Origin of the sequence: Zoogloea sp. (assembly GCF_028689785.1) — a bacterium.
GTDB lineage: Bacteria > Pseudomonadota > Gammaproteobacteria > Burkholderiales > Rhodocyclaceae > Zoogloea.
In genome coordinates this window covers 15118-37154 of the sequence record NZ_JAQVCN010000048.1, presented here as the reverse complement: position 1 = coordinate 37154, position 22037 = coordinate 15118, and the positions used below count along the sequence as shown (strand labels likewise).

The following is a 22037-nucleotide window of genomic DNA, read 5'->3' as shown; positions in this document are numbered from 1 at the left end:
GAATCTCCTACGGCTCAATTCGACGGTCAAGGCCGGAATAAAGAACAAGCGCCTGCTCGCCTCCGCTTCCGATGAGTTCCGGGCGGAGGTGCTCGGGTTTATGACGTAACGGTGCGATTGCCCTGCTGATGTATCGGGGTTGGGTGTGTTGGATAGATTTGCTGCGCTGTTGGGGTCAGCCAGGACTTGGCGATAGATGGCCAAGGCGTCGGCGACCGAGTAGCCCTCGTTGAAACTGGCCATGCCTGTGGGGTTGATTATGACATTCGGGCGGCTGTCTGCCTGGAGGATCGCCGGGTCCAACTCCGTGACGGCCAAGCATTGCTGGCCGGAAAGCGAGCCCCCTGCGCAGGTCGCGGGCTGGCCATTGAGCACAGGGTCTACGCACTTAATTGTCATTAGCGGCGCCGCTTACTCCAAATGCATTCACGCCGCCTGAAAGTCGTTCACGTTCATACGCTTGCAGCCGCACCTTGTGGACGGCGCGCAAATCGCGTCTACTCTCGTCTTTTGGACGACGATCATGGAAACGCCCGCGCCGATGCCCTTGATGAGCTGCCTTGCCGAGATCAACGACCCGCGCCGGGCGGGCTATGCGTGTCGCCATGACCTGCAGGATATCCTGGCGATCGCCGTCTGCGCGGTGCTCTGCGACATGAACAGTTTCGAAGAGATGGCGTTCTGGGCCGAGCACAAGACGGCCTGGCTCAAGCGTTTCCTGAAGCTCGAAGGCGGCGTTCCGTCTCACGACACCTTCAACCGGGTGTTCCGCATCCTTGATCCGCGCGCCTTCGAAGAGGCCTTCCGGCGCTGGGTGGGCGGGCTCGTGCCGGCCGTGGCCAGTGGCACCCTGGCGGTCGATGGCAAGACGGTGCGCGGTTCGGGCGATGGCGCCACCTCGCCGATCCATCTGGTCAGTGCCTTTGCCACCGACTGCGGCCTCGTGCTGGGACAACAGAAGGTGAACGACAAGAGCAATGAGATCACGGCCATCCCGGAGCTGCTCGATGCGCTCCTGATCAAGGGCTACCTGGTCACCATCGACGCGATGGGCTGCCAGAGCGAGATTGCCGCGAAGATCCTGGAGAAGAAGGCCGACTACCTGCTGGCCGTCAAAGGCAACCAGCCCGGCCTGCAGGTGGCGCTGCAGGAGCGCTTCGGCCTCGCTCAGCGTGAGGCGCTGCACGAGGCGGGGCACTCTGCCCAGCTCACCGAAGAGTCCCATGGCCGCTTCGTCTGGCAGGGTTTCTGGGTGGCAGAAAACAAGGATGTCGTGGATACCGAGCGTTGGCTGGGCTGCAAGATGCTGGGCATGGTCGAGTCCCTGCGAAAGGTCGGCGACAAGGAGTCGGCGCCCGAGCGCCGTTACTACATCAGCTCCCGGGTGATGACGGCCGCAGCCTTCGGCAAGGCAGTCCGAGCGCACTGGGGAATAGAAAATGGGGTTCACTGGATGCTCGACGTGAACTTCCGCGACGATGCCGCCACGGTGCGCAAGGATCATGCGGCCGAAAACCTCTCGCGCTTGAAGCGGATCGTGCTCAACCTGCTCAAGCTCGAAACGGCCACTCTGGCCCAGTTCGGCAAGATCAGCCTCAACAAGAAACGCAAGCTCGCCTCCTGGGACGACAGCTACCGGATGGCGATGCTGGGGATCAAGCCGGCGCATGACAATTAAGTGCGAAGACCCTGCCATCGAGCAGGGGGGGGCGGTTGCCGTGATAAACCGGTCTAAGCCATCCAGTTGAGAGAGGCCGATGCCATAGGTCGACATCTGCAGATTGTTGGCCAAGTCCTGCTCATAGGCGCCGATTTTCTGCTCGTTGTGTTGCTGGCTTGCCGGTTGTGTGCTGCGGAATGCATATACATAACCCGCGCCATCGATACGCTGAAGCAGTACGGCAAAGTCACCCGCCGCGCTGGTTTCCGATGAAACCGCGACAACCGTATAGGTGCTCTTGAAATCGGTGATCTGGCTGTCGGTAAAGCGTTGGTTGCCGATACGGGCTGTGTCGTCTTCGGAGTGGGCGGGGTTGGGGAAGGAGTTGCCCTTTTTCAGGGCTTCATAAAGCTCCTTTTCGGAAAGGTCAGGCTTCAGCCCATAGACGTCTGATGCCATCTGCGCCAGCGACATTTCATACTGATATTGCACCCGGTCGGCAGTCGACATGCTCTGCGCCGCAGTGGAACGGTTGCTGCCCTTGCGGGAATTGTTGTCGTCAGCTGAAGTCATGGCCTGCTTGCTCCCACCTTGAAGGTGTTACGGGGTGCCAATACCCGATCAGCAAAAGCCCCCATGCTGATGAGGGGGCGGCATTCCGCGGTGTTGTCTCCCCAGCCCCCTTTTTTTGCCCAATATTTGGCAGAGGGACGCCCGCTGAAGACGAAGGTGCGGGCGTAGGCCATGACCTCGTTGCGGTCGAGATCGATGATGAGGTACTCATTGCCGTAGATGCCCAGCGCCCGATCCCCGGGGCTGGCTTCGAAGCCGCGCCAGGTCACGCCATAGCGAGCCTGGAGTTGGCCGACCGGCTGGAAGACGGGCTTATCGTTGCGCCAATAGGGCTTGGGCACCCGGTCGCCGCTCTGCTGGTCCATGTAGATATCCAGCTTGGGGGAGCGCATGGCCCGCATATAGGGTTGAGGGCTGTCTGCCGGCACCTCCCAGCGTGGAAACTCCACGTACTCGTAGGCTGGCAGGAAGGTAAAGTCCTCCGGCTGCCAGCGCGGCGGCGGTGCGCCGGGCGCATAGGGCGTGGTGGATTGAGGCCAGCGTATGGCGGGGATCAGCAAGGCCCGCATGGCGGAGGACAAGGCCAGCGTGCGTGTATACCAGTCGGGCCCGCGTTTTGCAGCCGGAGCCGTTGGGGGCCGAAAGGAGGCCACCCTGCTGGACGGGCCAATGTCGACGAGATGCTCCAGCAGGTGCGGCTCCAAGTGCTCCCCTGCGCTCACGGCCACATGGGGGCGGATAAAGTAAATCCCATCGACGTTTTCAGCTGTGCGCAGAATGGTCTCTTTCGATTCGCCCTTGCAGAGCCTGAAAAAGTAGGCAATGGATTGGTGATGGAGGTCCTTGTTGTCGGGATCGAGCGGAGGCGGGCCGTAGACGCGGCCGTCGGGTAGGTCGGGCAGAGTGGGCCGTGCCGCGGTGGGCCAGACTTCGGGTTCGTCGGGTTTGAGGCGGATAAAACGTTCGCAACGGTTGTCACCCGAGATTCGGATGCTTTGGAAGTTGCCGCCGCCCGAACGAAGTGGGAAGCGGGATATTCCAATCCATCCTTTTTTCATGCATTCAAGATACTTTTCGGGGTCGTATTCCAGTCCAAATCGCTCAGGGTGCGCGGGGTCAAATGGCGGCAGTATGGATGCCGATTGCTGGATGCAGGCCTGCACTGCAGCTTGATTTACGCCGTAGGGTAAATCGTGGCAGCCACTTTCCAGCATGGCCCGGGTAAAGGTGGTCAAGTTGGGAGGCGAGTTGTCGAGGGGGGGGTGGCCCGAGAGGATGGGCGGCACCGTGCAAGCCGCCAGCAACAAAGTTGCCAGTCCCAGGAGGCTGAGCTTGATTAGCCAGCAGGTCGCTCGTGTGCGCATCATCTTTTTTCTTTAAATCTTGTGACGCATCTGCGTTCTGGGCGAGCCTTCCGCCAGAAATCCCCGGTCACACTTTGCGCGCATCTGGAATCTTGCTGGAGATGAATAAGTGCGCGCCTGGAATATGCTTTTGGAATTTTCTATAAGGCTATGGCGTCTGCGTATCGGAGTCAACAGTCGATGCAGTGCCTTGGTAGCCCGGTGAGGCCGCACTGCAAGCTCATGCGGCCAAAGCATCAGTCGTCCAGATGCTGTTGCAGTCCCAGCTCCGGCCTTCAGGGCTGTTCTTGAAGCTGGCGGCTTTCTCCCATGTTTGAACGAATGCGATGCCCTCCGGCGTATCGGGCTTGGGTGCATTGGAGAGATTGGCGGTGCTGCTGGGGCCGACCAGGACAGGCGCAGATGGCCATCGTCGGTATCCGGATCATAGGCATAGCCAATTCCTGGCAAGCGGCTGGGATCCAGTCGGTACAAGGGCTGGCCCTGGGCGTCGGTGTGGCTGGCCAGCTCATTCGTCAGCCCGCCCAGCAGGCTGTTCAGCCAGCTCGTCGCCGTGGCACCGCCCCCCGCGTCGTCACGCGTGGAGGAAACCGGGACCTGCCCTGTGGCGTCCCACCTTGCTTCGGCATCACCGTAACGGGTGGGGATGTCGTCATTGCCCGTCGTCTATCACTTGGGCCCCACGGAAGCCCACAGGCCGCTTCACTCAGACCCTGACGCGGTGTTTTTTTGACCAGCCTGTTGACTCACTAACATCGTAGTGATGTAATCTCTAACATATTAGAGAACGTGGGCGCACACCCAGGTCAACCAAAGAGGAGATGTCGAATGAAAACCCGTTGCTTTGCCGTTCTTGGCGCCTTGGCTTTTTCTTTGCCCGCCGCCGCGCAGGAAGTCACCCTGAAGATCGCCCACTTCTTGCCGTCGGCTGCGCCGACCCAGCAGAAGGTGCTGCAGCCTTGGTGTGATGAGATGAAGCAGGCCTCGGGCGGGCGGATCGCCTGCCAGTTCTACCCGGCCATGCAGCTGGGCGGTACTCCGGCGCAGTTGGCGGATCAGGTCAAGAATGGCGTGGCTGACGTGGTGTGGACCGGCCCCGGGTATTCGGCCGGGCGTTTCCCGGCGATCGAGGCCTTTGAGCTGCCCTTCATGGTTGCCGACGCCACCAGCTCCAGCAAGGCCCTGTGGAAGTTCTACCAGCAGCACGCCCAGGCCGAGTTTTCAGCCTACAAGGTGCTGGCTTTTCACACCGACGGCGGCCAGGCGGTGCATACCTCCAAGAAGTCGGTGGCCGGTCTTACGGGCTTCACCGGCCTGAAGCTGCGCACCTCCACCCGCGTGGGCGCCAAGACCCTGGCCGCCCTGGGTGGTCAGCCGGTGGCCATGCCGCCGGCCCAGGTCACCGAGGCCATCGCCAAGGGGGTGGTGGATGGTTCCCTCGGCGCGTGGGAGCTGGTCTATCCCACCAAGCTCTCCGAGGTCACCAAGTTTCACGCCCAGCCCGCCCCGGGTGTGGCTCACCCCACCGCCACCGTGCTGACCGTGCTGATGAACAAGCATAAGTACGACGCTCTGCCCGCCGACCTGAAAGCCATTGTCGACCGGACTACTGGTGAGGCCATGGTGGCGCGCTTTGGCGCCATGTTCGACGAGGTTGCAGCCGACTCCCGCAAGCGCATCGCTGCTCAGGGCAACACCATCACCACCTTCAGCGCTACGGAAGTGGCGGCCATGAAGCGCGCCGCTGCCAGCGTCGAGGACGAGTGGGTCAAGCAGGTGGGTGACAAGGGGCTGGACGGCCGCAAGCTGATCTCCGCCGCCCGGGAACTCACCGGCACCAACAAGTAAGTATCTAGGGACAGGCAGGAGAATCGAATCATGCAAGATCCGATGGGGATGCCCCATGAAATGGTGGAGCACGACAGGGTCGAGCACTACCTGATTCTGGCGGGCAAGGGCATGGCGATATCGGGCGGTGTGCTCTTCATGGCCCTGATCGCCATGTCGCTGGTGTCGATCATCGGTCGCAAGCTGGGCTTCGGCTCGGTGAATGGCGACATTGAGCTGATGCAGGCTGGTACGGCGGTGGCGGCCACCGCCTTTCTGCCTTACTGCACCCTGCTGGGGGAGCACATCAAGGTGGATTTCTTCACCGAGAACATGCGCGACAGCCTCAAACGCCCCATTGATGGCGTGGCCGAGGTGCTGTTCGCCCTGGTCTCCTGCCTGCTGGCCTGGCGCACCATCCTGTCGGCCATCGCCACCCACGAATCTGAAGAGGTGACGACCCTCGTGTCGCTGCCCTTGTGGATTCCCACCGCGCTGCTGGTGCCGGGCCTGGTGCTGATGGCGGTATGCGCGACCTACCGGGCCTATGCCCATTTCCATCCGACCAAGAAGATCCCGGGGGCCCGTTCATGAGCGGTACTGCAATCGGCCTCATCGGCTTCGGCTGCCTGCTCGCCATGCTGGCGATCCGGGTGCACATCACCATGGCCATGTTCATCACCGGGGCCGGCATCTATCTGGTGATGAACCAGGGCGAGTCTTCGGGCTTGCTGTACACCCTCAACAACTTGGTCTATGCCCGGGTCTCCAACTACGACCTGGCGGTGATTCCGCTGTTCATCCTGATGGGGCAGTTCGCTACCCATGGCGGTTTGTCCAAGGCCCTGTTCAAAGCCGCCGGAACCCTCATCGGGCACTGGCGCGGCGGGCTGGCGATGGCCTCCACCGCGGCCTGCGCGGCCTTCGGGGCGATCTGTGGCTCGTCCCTGGCAACGGCCGCCACAATGGGGCAGGTGGCACTGCCCGAGCTCAAGGCTGCCGGCTACTCGGGCCGCCTGTCCACCGCCACCCTGGCGGCATCCGGCACCCTGGGCATCATGATCCCGCCCTCGGTACCCCTGGTGATCTACGCCGTGCTCACCCAGGAATCCATCGGCAAGCTCTTTGTTGCCGCTGTGGTGCCGGGCCTGCTGGCCGCCCTGGGCTACATACTGGTCATCGCCCTGGTGGTCCGGCGTGATCCGGCGGCCGGCCCGGCGGGCGTGCGGGTGCCTTTCGCCGAAATGATCAAGGCACAGATCAACATCATCCCGGTGCTGTGCGTGTTTCTGGTGGTCATCGTCGGCATCTACGGCGGCTGGGCCAACCCCACCGAGGCGGCATCCATTGGCGCCGCGGCCTGCGGCATCATTGCCGCGGTGTCGGGCGGCATGCGCAGCAAGGACTTCCTGCAGAGCGTGTATGGCACGGCCCACGCCACCGGCATGATCTTCATGGTGCTGATCGGTGCCGACCTGCTCAACTCCAGCCTGGCTTTGTCGCAGATGCCCACCGAGCTGGCCACCTGGGTTCAGGGCAGCGGCCTGCCGCCCCTGGTCGTGCTGGGCGCCATCCTGCTCATCTACATCCTGCTCGGTTGCGTCATGGACTCCCTGGCCATGATCCTGCTGACCATCCCCATCTTCTACCCGATGATCATGGGCCTGGATTTCTTCGGCATGGCGCCGGAAGACAAGTCGGTGTGGTTCGGCATCCTGGCCCTGATGGTGGTGGAGATCGGCCTGGTGCACCCGCCGGTGGGCATGAACCTCTACGTCATCAACAAGATTGCCCGGGATGTGCCCATGAGCGAGACCGCATGGGGCGTGATGCCCTTCCTTGCCTCGGATTTCATGCGCATCCTGGCCCTGGTTTTCTTCCCCTTCCTGTGTCTTGGCCTGGTGCATTACCTCGGCTGAGCGGAGTCAGAAACGATGATCGAACAACATGTCAGCGGCACGGTATACGGTGTCGTCCTCAACGATCGGGCGTCCCTGGCGCGCATCGGTAACGATGCTCTGGAGGCTGCGCCCTACAAGGGGGCGCCTCTGGCGCCGGCCCTCTACATCAAGCCCGCCGGCACCCGTGTGCCGGGCGGCAGCGTGGTGAGCCTGCCGGCGGGCGCCACGGCCGTCGAGGTGGGCGCCACCGTCGGGCTGGTGATGGGCCGGGCCGCTGCCCGCCTGGGCGTGGAAAGTGCGCTGGATGCCGTCGCAGGCGTTGTTCTGGCCGCCGACCTGAGCCTGCCCCACGCCAGCTACTACCGCCCCGCCATCCGCGAGAAGTGCTTCGACGGCGCCCTGCCGCTGGGGCCGGTGCAGCCCCTGGGCGATCTGGCCAGCCTCAGCCTCACCACGCGCATCGACGGCGTGGTGGTGGAGGAGCGCTCCCTCGCCGACCTGCTGCGCGATCCGGCCCGTCTGCTGGCCGACGTCACCGGCTTCATGACCCTCGCCGAAGGCGATGTGCTGCTGGTGGGCGTGAGCTACATGGCGCCCCAGGCTGTGGCTGGCAGCCGCGTCAGCATCCACGCCGGGGCCCTCGGCACCCTCGAATTCTCGATTGCAGGAGCACAAGCATGAAGCGCGGTCGCATTGCCTACAACGGCGCCGTTCATCAGGTCACCGAGGATCAGGGGCGGGTTCGCCTGGCCGACGGCCGCATCGTGGCCGAAGGGGCCTTCCAGTGGCTGCCGCCGGTGGAAGTGGGCACCGTGTTTGCCCTGGGCCTCAACTACGCCGACCACGCCAAGGAGCTGGCCTTCAAGGCCCCCGAGACGCCGCTGGTCTTCCTCAAGGGGCCCAACACCATCACCGGCCACCAGGCCCAGACCCGCCGCCCGGCAGACGCCACCTACATGCATTACGAGTGCGAGCTGGCGGTGGTGATCGGCAAGACCGGCAAGAACGTGGCCAGGGCTGACGCCATGGACATCGTCGCCGGCTACACCGTGGCCAACGACTACGCCATCCGCGACTACCTGGAAAACTACTACCGCCCCAACCTGCGGGTGAAGAACCGCGATGCCTGTACCCCCCTGGGCCCCTGGCTGGTGGATCGTGACGACATCGCGGACCCCATGCAGCTGGCCCTCACCACCCGGGTCAATGGCGCCACCACCCAGCAGGGCAGCACCGCCGACATGATCTTCGACATCCCCACGCTCATCGCCTACCTGTCGTCCTTCATGACCCTCAAGCCGGGCGACGTGATCCTCACCGGCACCCCCGAGGGTCTGGCCGACGTGAAGGCCGGCGACGTGGTTGAAACCGAAGTCGAGAACATCTGCTGTCTGGTCAACACCATCGTCGATGACCAGACCTGGTTCGCCAACGCGTAAAGAGAGCGAGAACAGCATGATCAAGCACATCATCAACGGCCAGCAGGTCGACAGCCGCGAAACCTTCCAGACCCTCAACCCGGCCACCGGTGAAGTGATCGCCGAGGTGGCCAGCGGCGGGGAGGCCGAGATCAACGCCGCCGTGGCCGCCGCCAAGGCCGCCTTCCCGGGCTGGGCCGCCACGCCGGTCAAGGAGCGCGCCCGCCTGGTGCGCAAGCTGGGCGACCTGATCGCCGCCAACGTGGCCGAGATCGCCGACCTGGAAACCGCTGACTGCGGCCAGGTCACCAATCAGACCAAGCGCGTGCTCATCCCCCGCGCCTCGGACAACTTCTACTACTTCGCCGAGCTGATCCAGCACATGCACGGCGAAACCTACGACTCCGACACCGGCCACCTCAACTACACCCTGTGGCAGCCGGTGGGCGTGTGCGCGCTGATCTCCCCGTGGAACGTGCCCTTCATGACCGCCACCTGGAAGACCGCGCCCTGCCTGGCCTTCGGCAACACCGCAGTGATGAAGATGTCCGAGCTGTCGCCCCTCACCGCCCATCGCCTGGGCGAGCTGGCCCTGGAGGCCGGCATTCCGCCGGGCGTCTTCAACGTGGTGCAGGGCTTCGGCGACACCGCTGGTGAGCCGCTGGTCAGCCACCCGGACGTGCGCTCGATCTCCTTCACCGGCTCCACAGCCACCGGCAACCGCATCGTCAAGGCCGCCGGCCTGAAGAAGTTTTCGATGGAACTGGGCGGCAAGTCGCCCTTCATCATCTTCGATGACGCCGACTACGAGCGGGCCCTCGACGCGGCCATCTTCATGATCTTCTCGAACAACGGCGAGCGCTGCACCGCCGGCTCGCGGATCATCGTGCAGGCCGGCATCTACGACAAGTTCGTCGCCGACTTCGCCGCCCGCGCCGCCCGCCTCACCGTGGGCGACCCGATGGACCCGAACACCGTGATCGGCCCGATGATCTCCAAGGGCCACCAGGACAAGGTCAATTACTACATCGAGCTGGGCAAGCAGGAAGGCGCCGAGGTGGTCTTCGGCGGCGGCACCCCGGTGGTCGACGAGCGCTTCAAGAATGGCTTCTGGGTCCAGCCCACGGTCTTTGCCAACGTGGACAACAAGATGCGCATCGCCCAGGAGGAGATCTTCGGCCCGGTGCCCTGCATCATCCGCTTCAAGACCGAGGAAGAGGCCGTGGCCATCGCCAACGACACCATCTACGGCCTGTCCTCCTACCTGTGGACCAACAACACCGGCCGCGCCATCCGCCTGGCCAAGGCCATCGAGTCGGGCATGACCTTCGTCAATAGCCAGAACGTCCGCGACCTGCGCCAGCCCTTCGGTGGCAGCAAGGCCTCCGGCACCGGCCGCGAGGGCAACCACTACAGCTACGAGGTGTTCTGCGAGGCCAAGAACATTGCCGTCTCGTATGGCGAGCACCACATCCCGCGCTGGGGCATCTGAGATCGCGAATAAAGCTACTGCGCGTCCCGATCTTGCGACTCCGGTGCTCACTGTACTCCAGTACAGCTCCGCTCCTCATCACAAGCTCGGGCCTGCTCGCGACGCTTTCTTCGCGATCTCGGGCCAGGAGGTAATCGTTTAAATCAAATGGCCTTCGGCCGAACAACGAGGAGAACACCATGGGCACACTCGCCCTCGCCGCCAAGATCACCCACGTGCCGTCCATGTACCTGTCGGAGCTGGAAGGCGAACACAAGGGCTGCCGCCAGGCCGCCATCGACGGCCACATCGAGATCGGCCGCCGCTGCCGCGAGTTGGGCGTGGACACCATCGTCGTGTTCGACACCCACTGGCTGGTCAACTCGGGCTACCACGTTAATTGCGCGCCGAAGTTCGAGGGCGTCTATACCAGCAACGAGCTGCCCCACTTCATCAAGAATCTGCCCTTCGCCTACGACGGCAACCCGGCCCTCGGTCACCTGCTGGCCGACGCCGCCACCGCTGCCGGCGTGCGCACCCGGGCCCACTCCGACACCAGCCTGGCGCCCGAATACGGCACCCTGGTGCCGATGCGCTACATGAACGCCGACCGCCACTTCAGGGTGGTGTCCGTGTCGGCCCTGTGCACCGTGCATAACCTGGAGGATTCAGCCAGGCTCGGCGCCGCCATGGCCACGGCGGTCAGGGAGCAGTACGACGGCAAAGTGGCCTTCCTGGCCTCCGGCTCCCTGTCCCACCGCTTCGCCCAGAACGGCGTGTCCGAGCAGTTCCTGCACAAGATGTGGAGCCCCTTCCTCGAGACCGTCGATCACACGGTGGTCGAGATGTGGAAGAACGGCGACTGGAAGACCTTCTGCGCCATGCTCCCCGAGTACGCCGACAAGTGCCACGGTGAAGGCAACATGCACGACACCGCCATGCTGCTGGGCGCCCTCGGCTGGGACGCCTACCAGGGCAAGGTCGAGGTCGTGACCCCCTTCTTCCCCAGTTCCGGCACCGGGCAGATCAACGCGATCTTCCCGGTCTGATCCCTTTCCAGGAGCCGCGCGATGCCGCACCTCATCTACGAATACACCGACAACCTGAAGGCGGAGGGAGACATCCCTGGCCTGCTGCGCAAGACCAACCAGGTCGTCATCGCCCAGGGTGGGGTGTTCCCCACCGGCGGCATCCGCGCCCGTGCCCTCTGCCTCACCGACTACTGCGTGGCCGACGGTTCGGCCGACGACGCCTTCGTGCATCTCACCTTCAAGATGGGGGCGGGGCGCACGGCGGAGGAGAAACAGAAGGTGGGCGATGAGTTGTTCACGATGCTGAAGGAACACTTCGCCGCGCTCTTCGCCCGCCGCGGCCTGGCCCTCTCGATGGAAATCGTCGAGTTCTCCGAAGCCGGAACCTGGAAGCACAACAACATCCACGCCCGCTACAAGAAAAGCTGAGCGACGCTACAAGGAGAACCCGACATGCTGAGCACCGACATCCATCTCGATCTGGCGCGCCAGCTGCACGCCGCCGAAAAGGCCCGCGAGCAGATTCTGGCCCCGTCCCTGCAGCACCCGGACATCACCATCGAAGACGCCTACGCCGTCCAGAAGACCTGGGTCGGCCTAAAGTTGGCCGAAGGCCGTGTCATCAAGGGCCACAAGATCGGCCTTACCTCCCGGGCCATGCAGCAGTCGTCCCAGATCGACGAGCCTGATTACGGCACCCTGCTGGACGACATGTTCTTCCATGACGGTGCCGACATCCCCGCCGGGCGCTTCATCGCCCCGATGGTGGAGGTGGAGCTGGCCTTCGTGCTGGGCAGGCGCCTGGAGGGCACCGAGCTGACCCTGCTGGACGTGATCACCGCCACCGACTACGTGATCCCGGCCATCGAGATCATCGATGCTCGCTGTCACCGCATCGACCCCACCACCAAGCGCCCGCGCAAGGTCTTCGACACCATCTCCGACAATGCCGCCAATGCCGGCATCGTGATGGGTGGCCGGCCGATCAAGCCCATGGACGTGGACCTGCGCTGGGTGTCGGCGCTGCTCTACCGCAACGGCGTGATCGAGGAGACCGGCGTCGCCGCCGGGGTGCTCAACCATCCGGCCAACGGCATCGCCTGGCTGGCCCGCAAGTTTGCCCCCCACGGGGTGGCCCTGGAGGCGGGGCAGGTGATCCTGGCAGGCTCCTTCACCCGGCCCGTGCCGGCCCGCCCTGGCGACACCTTCCATGTGGACTACGGCCCCATGGGCGCCATCACCTGCCGCTTTGGCTGAACCCCGGAGACCCGTCATGCAGATGCCCATCAACACCTTCAAGCGCGCCCTGCAGGCCGGCGAGACCCAGGTCGGCGTCTTCCTCGGCCTGTGCGACCCGTACTCCGCCGAGCTCATGGCCGGCACCGGTTTCGACTGGCTGCTGATCGACGGCGAGCACGCTCCCAACACCCCCGAGAGCGTGATGCGCCAGCTCCAGGCCATCGCCGCCTACCCGGTGCGCCCGGTGGTTCGCACCGTGGACCACGACCCCGCGCGCATCAAGCAATATCTGGACGTGGGCGTGCAGACCCTGCTGGTGCCCATGGTCGAATCCGCCGACGAGGCCCGCGCCCTGGTGCGTGCCATGCGCTACCCGCCCAACGGCATCCGCGGCGTGGGCACGGCCCTGGCCCGGGCCGCCCGCTGGAACGGGGTGGACGGCTACTTCGCCCGGGCAGACGCCGAAATGTGCCTGATCGTGCAGGTGGAGTCCCGTGCCGGACTGGCGGCCCTGGACGATATCCTGGCGGTGGAGGGCATCGATGCCGTGTTCATCGGCCCCGCCGATCTGGCCGCGTCCCTGGGGCACCTGGGCAACCCCGGCCACGAGGAGGTCAAGGCGGTGATCGCCGACGCCCTGGCGCGCATCCGCAAGTCCGGCAAGGCTGCTGGCGTGTTCTCGGCCGACCCGGCCGCCGCCGCCCGCTACCTGGACAGCGGTGCCTCCTTCATCGCCGTCGGCGTGGACACCCTGCTGCTGCGCAACGCCGCCGTGAAACTGGCCGCCAGCTTCAAGGATGCCGGCGCGGGCAAGGCCGGCGCCGGCTACTGATATCCTCCCGGGCGGATGCGTCCGTCCGCCAGAAACCAAAGGAAAGCCCCATGCTCGACCTCAAGGATCCCTCCCTGCTGCGGCAGGCTTGCTACATCGACGGTCAGTGGATCGGCGCCGACAGCGGCGAGACCTTCCCGGTGACCAACCCGGCCACCGGCGCAGTGATCGCCACGGTGCCGCGCTGCGGTAACGCCGAGACCGAGCGCGCCGTGCAGGCCGCCGACCGGGCCTTCGCCATCTGGCGTGAGACCACTGCCGCCGAGCGCGCCCGCATTCTGCGCCGCTGGTTCGACCTGATGCTGGCCCACCAGGACGACCTGGCCCGCATCATGACCCTGGAGCAGGGCAAGCCCCTGGCCGAGGCCAAGGGCGAGATCGCCTACGCTGCGGCCTACGTCGAATGGTTCGCCGAGGAAGCCCGCCGGGCCTATGGCGACGTGATTCCCTCGCCGGCCCGCGACCGCCAGATTGTGGTCACCAAGGAGCCGGTGGGCGTCTGCGCCGCCATCACCCCGTGGAACTTCCCCTCGGCGATGATCACCCGCAAGGTGGCGCCGGCCCTGGCCGCCGGCTGCACCATCGTGCTCAAGCCGGCCGAGCAGACCCCCCTGTCGGCCCTGGCCCTGGCCGAGCTGGCCGCCCGTGCCGGCGTGCCGGCCGGGGTGTTCAGCGTGGTCACTGGCCGCGCCAGTGCCATCGGTGGCGTGATGACCGGCAGCCCGCTGGTGCGCAAGCTCACCTTCACCGGTTCCACCGGGGTCGGCCGCCTGCTCATGGCGCAGTGCGCGCCCACCATCAAGAAGCTGTCCCTGGAGCTGGGCGGCAACGCGCCCTTCATCGTCTTCGACGACGCCGACGTGGACGCCGCGGTGGCCGGGGCGATTGCTTCCAAATACCGCAATGCCGGCCAGACCTGCGTGTGCAGCAATCGCTTCCTGGTGCAGGACGGCATCTACGATCAGTTTGCCGAAAAGCTCGCCGCCGCCGTGGCTCTGCTGAAGGTGGGCAACGGCCTGGAAGAGGGCGTGACCCAGGGGCCGCTGATCGACGCGCCGGCGATCGCCAAGGTGGAGAGCCTGGTGGCCGACGCGGTGGAGAAGGGCGCCCGGGTGGTGTCCGGCGGCAAGCGCCATGCCCTGGGCGGCACCTGGTACGAACCCACCGTGCTGGCCGACGTGAATCGAGACATGGAGGTGGCCCGGGAGGAGATCTTCGGCCCGGTGGCCCCCCTGTTCCGCTTCAGCACCGAGGACGAGGCCGTTGCCATGGCCAACGACACCGAGTTCGGCCTGGCCGCCTACTTCTACTCGAAGGACCACGGCCGGGTGTGGCGCGTCTCGCGCCGGCTGGAGTACGGCATGGTGGGCATCAACACCGGCCTGATCTCCACCGAGGTGGCGCCCTTTGGCGGCGTGAAATGCTCCGGCACCGGGCGCGAGGGTTCCAAGTACGGCCTGGATGAGTACATGGAAGTGAAGTACCTGGCCCTGGGCGGCTTGTGAGCGACGCCCCGGAAGCAGGGCGCCCGGGGGGCTTTCCGGCGCAGCAGGAGGGTGGGCTGATCCTGCTCCTGGGGGCGCTGGTGGCCTTCGGGCCGCTCTCCATCGACCTCTACCTGCCGGCGCTGCCGGCCATCGCCCAGGGCCTGGCCACAACGGTGGACGCAGTGCAGCTGAGCATCACCGTGTTTCTGGCCGGTTTCTCGCTGGGCATGCTTTTCTATGGCCCGCTGTCGGATCGTTATGGCCGCCGACGGGTGCTGCTGGGGGGCATCGGGCTCTTCGTGGTGGCCAGCCTGGCGTGCACCCTGGCCACGGCGATCGAGCAGTTGCTGGCCGCACGCTTCCTCCAGGCCCTGGGGGGCGGTGCCGCGTCGGTGCTGGCCCGGGCCGTGGTGCGGGATGTGTATACGCCCACCGAGGCCATCCGCAAGCTGTCACTGATGGCCATGGTGACGGCGGTGGCGCCCCTGCTGGCACCGCTGCTTGGCAGCCTGCTGCTGGCCTTTGGCGGCTGGCGCGGGTGCTTTGTGGCGCTGCTGGTGTGGGGTGGCCTGAGCCTGCTGGTGGTGAGCCTGCGGCTGCCCGAAACCCTGCCGGCCGAGTGCCGGGGCAGCGTGTCCCTGGGCGGGGCCTTCGCCGTCTACGGGCGCCTGCTGGGCGACCCGGTGGCCCTGGGCCTGCTGCTGGCCGGCGGCATGTCATTTGCTGCCATGTTTGCCTACATTACCGGCGGGCCCTTCTACTTCATCGAGCTGCAGCACTTCTCGCCCTTCGGGTTCAGCCTGATCTTCGCGGCCAACGCCATCGGCATCTTCTGCGCCAACTATGTGAACAGCCGCCTGGTACGCGCCAGGGGGCCCCGGGCGATGGTGGCAGCAGGCGCTGTGCTGGGTTTCCTGGGGGCCCTGGCCCTGGCGGCCAGCAGCGCGCTGGGGCTGGTGCCGGCGGTGGTGGGCGGGTTGTTCGTGGTGGTGTCCATGACGGGGCTCCTCGGCGCCAATTGTGTGGGTCTGCTGATGGCCCGCTACCCGCAGAACAGCGGCGCGGCGGCGGCCCTCTTCGGGGCCAGCCAGTTTGGCATGGGCATGCTGGCCAGTGCCGCCGTCAGCTATTTTCACGACCCCGCAGGCCGGGCGATGGCCTGGGTGATCCTGGTCGTGTCGAGCATGTCGGTGGCGGGGTGGCTGTTGTTCCGGCGGATGGACGCCGCTGCCTGAGGGGGCGTCGTTACCCGCGCGAGGCATGGCCGGCGTGGTGCACGAGTGGGCAGATTCAGGGTAAGCGATTAATATATTAGTGAAATCCTTGTTCCATGATCGGTTCTCCCTGTTGTGCAAGCGGTGGAGCCGGTCATTTCCGCTTCGCCGCACTTCGTTACGCCTGTCCCAATGCCCAAGTCTTCTGCGTTGCCCTTGCGCCTGCCCGCCGGGATGCGTGCCCTCGAACACCGCAATTTCCGTCTCTACTTCCTGGGCCAGGCCGTGTCCATCCTCGGCTCCTGGATCCAGCAGGTGGCCATGGCCTGGCTGGTGTACCGCATTACCGGGTCGGCCGCCCTGCTCGGGGTCACGGCCTTTGCTGCGCTGATCCCTCAGTTGCTGGTGGGGCCTCTGGCCGGGGCGTGGATCGACAAGCATGACAAACGCAAGTGGCTGCTGTGGGTTCAAGGCCTGCTGGCCACCCAGGCTCTGGTGCTGGCCGGGCTGACTTGGGCCGGTTGGGTGGGGCCGCGTTTGCTGGTGGGTATGGCGGTGCTGCTGGGGGTACTCAACAGCTTTGATACGCCCTTGCGCCAGTCGCTGATCAGCGTGTTCGTGGCGCGCCGGGAGGATCTGCCCAATGCCCTGGCCCTGAACGCCATGCTGTTCAACACCGGGCGCTTCATCGGCCCGCCGGTGGCGGGGCTGCTGTTGGGCCTCACCTCGGAGGCGGCCTGCTTCGCCCTCAATGCCATCACCTTCCTGGCCCTGTTCGTCGCTGTGGTGTCGGTGAAGGTGCCGGCCACACCCCGCGCCGAGGGCTCGGTGGGGGACGTGTTCAAGGAAGGGCTGGCCTATGCGTGGCACACCTGGCCGGTACGCATGCTGATCATCGTGCTGATGGCCCTCAACCTGACTGCCTCGGCCTACGCGGTGCTGCTACCGGTGTTTGCCGCCGAGGTGTTTGCCGGCGATGCGCGCACTCTGGGCTGGCTGTGGGGCGCGGCCGGTTGCGGAGCCTTCGGGTCGACGATCTTCCTGGCCACCCGGCGCTCGGTGCCGGGGCTGACCGGGGCGATCAGCGTGGGGACGGCGGTGAGTGCCGTGGCCTTGCTGGCCTTCGGGTGGACCCGCCTGCTGCCGATGGCCATCGCAGCGATGGTGGCCCTGGGTTTCGGCATCTCGGTATGCAACGTGGGCATCAACATGCTGCTGCAAAGCATGGCGCCAGATCGCCTGCGGGGGCGCATCGTGTCCTTCTTCACTTCGGCCCGTTTCGGCTTCGACGCCCTCGGCGGACTGCTCGCGGGTTTCATCGCCAGCGCCATCGGGCCGGGGCGAACAATGATTCTCGAGGGGGTGGTGCTGTTGCTGTTCGTCCTCTTCCTGGCCAGCCGGCGCGGGCGCCTGACGGGGCATGTGGCGGAGCACGATGCAAGTGCGGGCTGAGGGACCGTATGCTGTGTGCTGGTGGTCGGAGCCACATGTCGATTCCTGCTCCGGCCGATCGTCGTAGCCTTGGAGGGACGTCCTCCGTTTTTCGGGAAGGCATCATGAATACCCACACCGTCACCCTGCACCGCGTGCTGCGTGCACCGCCGGAACGCATTTACCGTGCCTTCCTCGACCCCGCCGCGATGGTCAAGTGGCTGCCGCCCCACGGTTTCACCGCCCTGGTGCATGAGATGGATGCGCGGGTGGGTGGGCGCTACCGGATGTCCTTCACCCACTTCGCCAGCGGGCACAGCCACGCCTTCGGCGGCATCTATCGGGAGCTGCAGCCCGGGCTGCGGATTGTGTACACCGCAGCCTTCGACGACCCGAACCTGCCCGGGGAGATGCAGACCGCCGTGAGCTTGCGGGCGGTGTCCTGCGGTACCGAGATGGTGGTGGTGCAGGAGGGTATTCCGGGGGTCATTCCCCCCGAGTCGTGCCACCTTGGCTGGCAGGAGTCGCTGGCCATGCTGACTCTGCTGGTGGAGGCGGAGATCCCGGGCTGAGCGCGGGTTGATCAACCTGCCGGTCTCCGTCGTCCCTGCTGGAGGGGCTGCGTGCCGGGTTCAGAAGGATGAGCCGGGGGTCTCCAGGAAGGCGATCTCTTCGGCGGACGAGGGGCGGCCAAGAATGGCGTTGCGGTGCGGGTAGTGGCCAAAGCGGTCGATGATGGCCTTGTGGCGCAGTTCGAAATCCAGGTTGCCTTCCAGGCCCGGCTGGCTGAACAGGACTACGGCGAGCTCATGGATGGCCGGGGATTCGCTGTGCATGTAGGGCATGTAGAGAAAGGTGCGTTGTACTGGCGGCAGGGCCAGGTCGGCACCGGCAGCTACAGCGACCTGGGCGAGGGCCAGGGCCAGGCTGTCGCAGGCAAAGGCGCGGGGCCGGTCGCGGTGGAGATTGCGGGAGAACTGGTCGAGCACGATGATCTCCGCCAGCCGCCCGGGCGGGGTCGTACGCCAGGCATGGAGCTCGCAGCGGGCGGCCGCTTCATGCAGGGAGCCGAAGCGGGCTGCGATCTTCCGGTCAAAGGTGTCGGAGCGGCTCCACCACTGGTGGGGTTCCGTCTCGTCGAACCAGAAGGCGAGCACTTCGTCGGGTGAGGGCAGGGCGGTGGTCATGGTGCGTTTCCTTTCTCGCGGCGGGGCGCATGGCAGGGCGCGTCCGGGAATCTCATCATGTAGGCTCGGAATGTGCAAGTTGTCGGTCGGGGTGGCGCTGTCCGGCCTCAGCGTTAGGCCCGTATCGGCGGGCTGCGAGACGTCGGCGGGAGGGTTTCCTGTCAGGGCACGAGCCGGCGAAGGCTCTTTCCAGCCTTGCGGTTGCACCCCGACAGGGGGGGGCTGACGGCCTCCATGTCGCGGAGCCAGGCTTTCGATGGCACCATGTCGCGCGTGTGCCGGGAGGCGCGGCCGCGCATCGACGGCCAGGATAGATCTTCGCGAGGGAGTGGGATGCGGTACGTTCGTTGGCTGCTGGTGCTTGTCGCCTGGATTGTCACCTCGGCCAATGGGCATGCCCTGAGCCCCGCCACGCTGGCGCCGGATACCCGTTGCCTCGCCCTGCGGCCCTACCTGGAGGTGCTTGAGGACCCCTCCGGCCAGCTTTCCATCGATGACGTGCTGCGCCCCGACATGGACCGCCGCTTTGCTCCGGTGGCTGGGGAAAGCGACCTGAACTTCGGCTACTCGGCCTCCACCTACTGGCTGCGCCTGAGGCTTGTGGCCGACGCTGGTGCGGCCCGGGACTGGTTGCTGGAACTGGCCTACCCGGCGCTGGATTTCGTCGACTTCCATACCGTGCAGGGCGCGCGACGGGTACATCTGCGTGGTGGTGATCTGTTGCCCCACGAGGAATGGCCCTTCGCGCACCGCAATCTGGTTTTTCCAGTGGTGGTGCCGCCTGGGGGGGAGCAGACGGTGTATCTGCAGGTCCGCTCGGGCGGCAGCTTGACGCTGCCGGCGACTTTGTGGGCGCCCCAGGCCCTGCACGAGAACGATCAGAAAGTGTACGGGGTGCTGGCTCTGTATTTCGGCATGCTGCTGGCCCTCGGCATCTACAACCTGCTGCTGTACTTCTCCCTGCGGGAGCGTATCTACCTGGTGTATGTGGCCTGTGTGGTGTCGATGGCGATGGCCCAGCTGTCCATGCTTGGCCTCGGCAATCAATATCTGTGGCCCCGGGCGCCGGGCTGGGGCAATGTGGCGCTGCCGGTGGGCTTCTGTCTCACCGGTTTCTTCGGGGCGATCTTTACCCGGCAGTTTCTGCAGACAGCCCAGGCGGCACCCGGGCTTGACCGCCTGATCCGTATCCTGCAACTGTGCTTCGTGATCGCCGGCCTGATTCCGGTGATCTACGCTTATCGCCCCGGGGGCGTGGCCACGGCGCTGGTGGGCACGGCTTTCTCGTGCGTTGCGGTGGTGGGCGGGCTGCTGGCCTTCCAGCGCGGGCAGCCGGCGGCGCGCATTTTTCTGGTGGCCTGGACCCTGCTTCTTCTGGGGGTGGCGATGCTGTCCCTGCGCACCCTCAACTGGCTGCCCACCAACCCGCTCACCTCCTACGGCATGCAGATCGGCTCGGCCCTGGAAATGCTGCTGTTTTCCTTTGCTCTGGCCAGCCGCATCCACATCCTGCGGCGCGACAAGGACCAGGCCCAGGCTGAGGCCCTGGCCGCCGAGCGGCTCGCCCGGGAAGCCCTGGAGGTCTCCGAGAAGGCCCTGGAGCAGCGCATTGTCCAGCGCACTGCCGAGCTGGCCGAGTCCACCGAGCGTTCGGCCAAGCTGGCCGCGCTGCTGCGTCTGATGTGCGACAACGTGCCGGACATGATCTGGGCCAAGGATCTTGAAGGGCGTTACCTGTTTGCCAACCAGGCTATGTGCCGCGACTTGCTGTGCGCGGCCGATACGGACGAGCCGGTTGGCCGCAGTGACCTGTTTTTCGCCTTGCGCGAGCGCGCGGCCCGTCCGGAGGACCCTCACTGGCATACCTTTGGCGAGCAGTGCGGTGACTCCGATGCCGTCACCCTGGCACGGGGGAGTTCGTCCACCTTTGAGGAGAGCGGCAACATCCGCGGCCGTTTGCTGGTGCTGGACGTGCGTAAGGCGCCGTTTGTTAATGAGAACGGGGAGATCATCGGCACCGTGGGTTCGGGGCGGGATGTGACTGAACGCAGGCAGCTGGACGCCGAGTTGGCGCTGCATCGCCGGCATCTCGAAGATCTGGTTGTTGAGCGCACAGCGGCGCTGTCCATCGCCAAGGAGGTGGCCGAGAGTGCCAGTCGGGCCAAGAGCGCCTTCCTGGCCAACATGAGCCACGAACTCAGGACCCCCATGAACGGCATCATGGGCATGACCGATCTGGCGCTGCGGCGGGCGAGCGATCCGAAACAGATAGCGCAGCTGCAGATGGCCCGCCAGGCCTCCCGTCACCTGCTCGCGGTGATTAACGACATCCTGGACATTTCAAAGATCGAGGCGGAACGCATGAGCCTCGAAAGCGTGGATTTCACCCTTGGGGAAGTCCTCGACAGCCTCACTGCCCTGATTGCCCCGACGGCTGCAGCCAAGGGCCTGAGTGTGGATGTGGACATCGCCCCGGCCCTGGCCGGGCGTCGGCTGAGTGGTGATCCGGTGCGCCTCGGGCAGATCCTCCTCAACCTGGTCAGCAATGCGGTCAAGTTCACCCATCGGGGTGGGGTGAGCGTGCGGGTGCTGACGCCGGAGGGGAAGGGGGCCAGCCTCCTGGTGCGTTTCGAGGTGCTCGATACGGGGATCGGCATCCCCGTTGAAGATCAGAAGCGCCTGTTCCTGGCCTTTGAGCAGTCCGACAATTCGACCACGCGCAAGTACGGGGGGACCGGCCTTGGGCTGACTATCAGCAAGCGGCTGACGCAACTGATGGGGGGCTCCATCGGCGTGGACAGTGTGCCCGGTGCGGGCAGTGTTTTCTGGTTTGCCGTGCCCCTGGCAGTGGCTCACCCCGAGCCCGTGCAGGGCGCCGCCGAGCCCCCCGACGCCGCCGAAAACCGCCTGCGCCAGACCTGCAGTGGGGCCCGCGTGCTGCTGGTGGAGGATGAGCCGATCAACCGGGAGCTGTCCCGGGAGTTGCTGAAGGTGGCCAGCCTCAACGTGGACCTGGCCGAGGACGGTGCCCGGGCGGTCGAGCTGGCCAGGCTGACCGACTACGATCTGATTCTGATGGACCTGCAAATGCCGAAGCTGAACGGTTTCGAGGCCGCCCGGATGATCCGCGCCCTGCCCGGCAGGCAGCACACCCCCATCGTTGCCCTGACCGCCAATGCCTTCGAGCAGGACCGCCTGGCCTGCATCGAGGCTGGCATGGATGACCACATAGGCAAACCCGTGGGTGCCGAATCCTTCTATGCCACGCTACTCCGCTGGATGCCCCGGAATGCTCGGCAGCGTGATCCACAGGCCTGATCCTGCCCTTGTGCTGCGCACGGCATGCTTTGAACGGCTGAACGGATTGGGGGGCGAACCGCTCGCTACGACTGCTTCACGAGC

Annotated in this window: 18 protein-coding genes; 16 read left to right on the top strand and 2 right to left on the bottom strand. The window is 65.5% G+C overall.

The features are described 5' to 3' along the window. Window positions 1-550 precede the first annotated feature (550 nt). On the top strand, window positions 551-1678 hold the full coding sequence (locus PHI64_RS17425; RefSeq protein WP_299885446.1) for an ISAs1 family transposase: 1128 nt from the start codon (window positions 551-553) through the stop codon (window positions 1676-1678). 551 nt (window positions 1679-2229) lie between these two features. Here the strand turns inward: PHI64_RS17425 and PHI64_RS17420 are convergent. Further along, on the bottom strand, window positions 2230-3468 hold the full coding sequence (locus PHI64_RS17420; protein WP_299885444.1) for a hypothetical protein: 1239 nt from the start codon (window positions 3466-3468) through the stop codon (window positions 2230-2232). A 957-nt stretch (window positions 3469-4425) separates the two neighbouring features. Between PHI64_RS17420 and PHI64_RS17415 the strand changes: the two genes are divergently transcribed. The 14 genes from PHI64_RS17415 to PHI64_RS17350 all read left to right on the top strand — a co-directional run bounded on the left by PHI64_RS17415 (window position 4426) and on the right by PHI64_RS17350 (window position 18020). Continuing rightward, complete coding sequence (locus PHI64_RS17415) at window positions 4426-5445, top strand: TRAP transporter substrate-binding protein (RefSeq protein ID WP_299885441.1); 1020 nt, start codon at window positions 4426-4428, stop codon at window positions 5443-5445. A gap of 30 nt (window positions 5446-5475) precedes the next feature. After that, complete coding sequence (locus PHI64_RS17410) at window positions 5476-6018, top strand: TRAP transporter small permease (protein ID WP_299885438.1); 543 nt, start codon at window positions 5476-5478, stop codon at window positions 6016-6018. After that, on the top strand, window positions 6015-7343 hold the full coding sequence (locus tag PHI64_RS17405) for a TRAP transporter large permease (protein ID WP_299885436.1): 1329 nt from the start codon (window positions 6015-6017) through the stop codon (window positions 7341-7343). Before PHI64_RS17410 ends, PHI64_RS17405 begins: the two co-directional genes overlap by 4 nt. A 15-nt stretch (window positions 7344-7358) precedes the next feature. Next, the gene (locus tag PHI64_RS17400; protein WP_299885433.1) at window positions 7359-8006 is read left to right on the top strand and encodes a fumarylacetoacetate hydrolase family protein; all 648 of its coding nucleotides are present in this window, start codon (window positions 7359-7361) and stop codon (window positions 8004-8006) included. Further along, window positions 8003-8764: a fumarylacetoacetate hydrolase family protein gene (locus tag PHI64_RS17395; RefSeq protein WP_299885430.1), complete on the top strand. Its 762-nt coding sequence runs from the start codon at window positions 8003-8005 to the stop codon at window positions 8762-8764. Before PHI64_RS17400 ends, PHI64_RS17395 begins: the two co-directional genes overlap by 4 nt. A gap of 16 nt (window positions 8765-8780) precedes the next feature. Further along, window positions 8781-10235 (top strand): 5-carboxymethyl-2-hydroxymuconate semialdehyde dehydrogenase, encoded by a 1455-nt coding sequence (gene hpaE, locus PHI64_RS17390; RefSeq protein WP_299885427.1) that lies wholly within the window; start codon window positions 8781-8783, stop codon window positions 10233-10235. Between the two features lie 179 nt (window positions 10236-10414). Further along, window positions 10415-11263, top strand: coding sequence for a 3,4-dihydroxyphenylacetate 2,3-dioxygenase (gene hpaD / locus PHI64_RS17385; protein WP_299885424.1), 849 nt, complete (start codon window positions 10415-10417; stop codon window positions 11261-11263). Between the two features lie 21 nt (window positions 11264-11284). Beyond that, on the top strand, window positions 11285-11674 hold the full coding sequence (locus PHI64_RS17380) for a 5-carboxymethyl-2-hydroxymuconate Delta-isomerase (protein WP_299885421.1): 390 nt from the start codon (window positions 11285-11287) through the stop codon (window positions 11672-11674). A gap of 24 nt (window positions 11675-11698) precedes the next feature. Beyond that, window positions 11699-12502, top strand: coding sequence for a 2-oxo-hept-4-ene-1,7-dioate hydratase (gene hpaH, locus PHI64_RS17375; protein WP_299885417.1), 804 nt, complete (start codon window positions 11699-11701; stop codon window positions 12500-12502). A 16-nt stretch (window positions 12503-12518) separates the two neighbouring features. Then, window positions 12519-13316 (top strand): HpcH/HpaI aldolase/citrate lyase family protein, encoded by a 798-nt coding sequence (locus PHI64_RS17370; protein WP_299885414.1) that lies wholly within the window; start codon window positions 12519-12521, stop codon window positions 13314-13316. A gap of 50 nt (window positions 13317-13366) precedes the next feature. After that, complete coding sequence (locus tag PHI64_RS17365; RefSeq protein ID WP_299885411.1) at window positions 13367-14821, top strand: NAD-dependent succinate-semialdehyde dehydrogenase; 1455 nt, start codon at window positions 13367-13369, stop codon at window positions 14819-14821. After that, on the top strand, window positions 14818-16038 hold the full coding sequence (locus PHI64_RS17360; RefSeq protein ID WP_299885409.1) for a multidrug effflux MFS transporter: 1221 nt from the start codon (window positions 14818-14820) through the stop codon (window positions 16036-16038). The genes PHI64_RS17365 and PHI64_RS17360 overlap by 4 nt, the downstream gene beginning before the upstream one ends. A 171-nt stretch (window positions 16039-16209) precedes the next feature. Continuing rightward, complete coding sequence (locus PHI64_RS17355) at window positions 16210-17469, top strand: MFS transporter (RefSeq protein ID WP_299885407.1); 1260 nt, start codon at window positions 16210-16212, stop codon at window positions 17467-17469. Window positions 17470-17573: 104 nt separating this feature from the next. Further along, window positions 17574-18020 (top strand): SRPBCC family protein, encoded by a 447-nt coding sequence (locus tag PHI64_RS17350; RefSeq protein WP_299885404.1) that lies wholly within the window; start codon window positions 17574-17576, stop codon window positions 18018-18020. Between the two features lie 60 nt (window positions 18021-18080). Here the strand turns inward: PHI64_RS17350 and PHI64_RS17345 are convergent, their stop codons facing one another. Then, a complete protein-coding gene (locus PHI64_RS17345; protein ID WP_299885401.1) occupies window positions 18081-18635 on the bottom strand; it encodes a DUF924 family protein in 555 nt (184 codons plus the stop codon). Between the two features lie 333 nt (window positions 18636-18968). Between PHI64_RS17345 and PHI64_RS17340 the strand changes: the two genes are divergently transcribed. Continuing rightward, the gene (locus PHI64_RS17340; RefSeq protein WP_299885398.1) at window positions 18969-21953 is read left to right on the top strand and encodes a 7TM diverse intracellular signaling domain-containing protein; all 2985 of its coding nucleotides are present in this window, start codon (window positions 18969-18971) and stop codon (window positions 21951-21953) included. The last annotated feature ends 84 nt before the right edge of the window (window positions 21954-22037 follow it).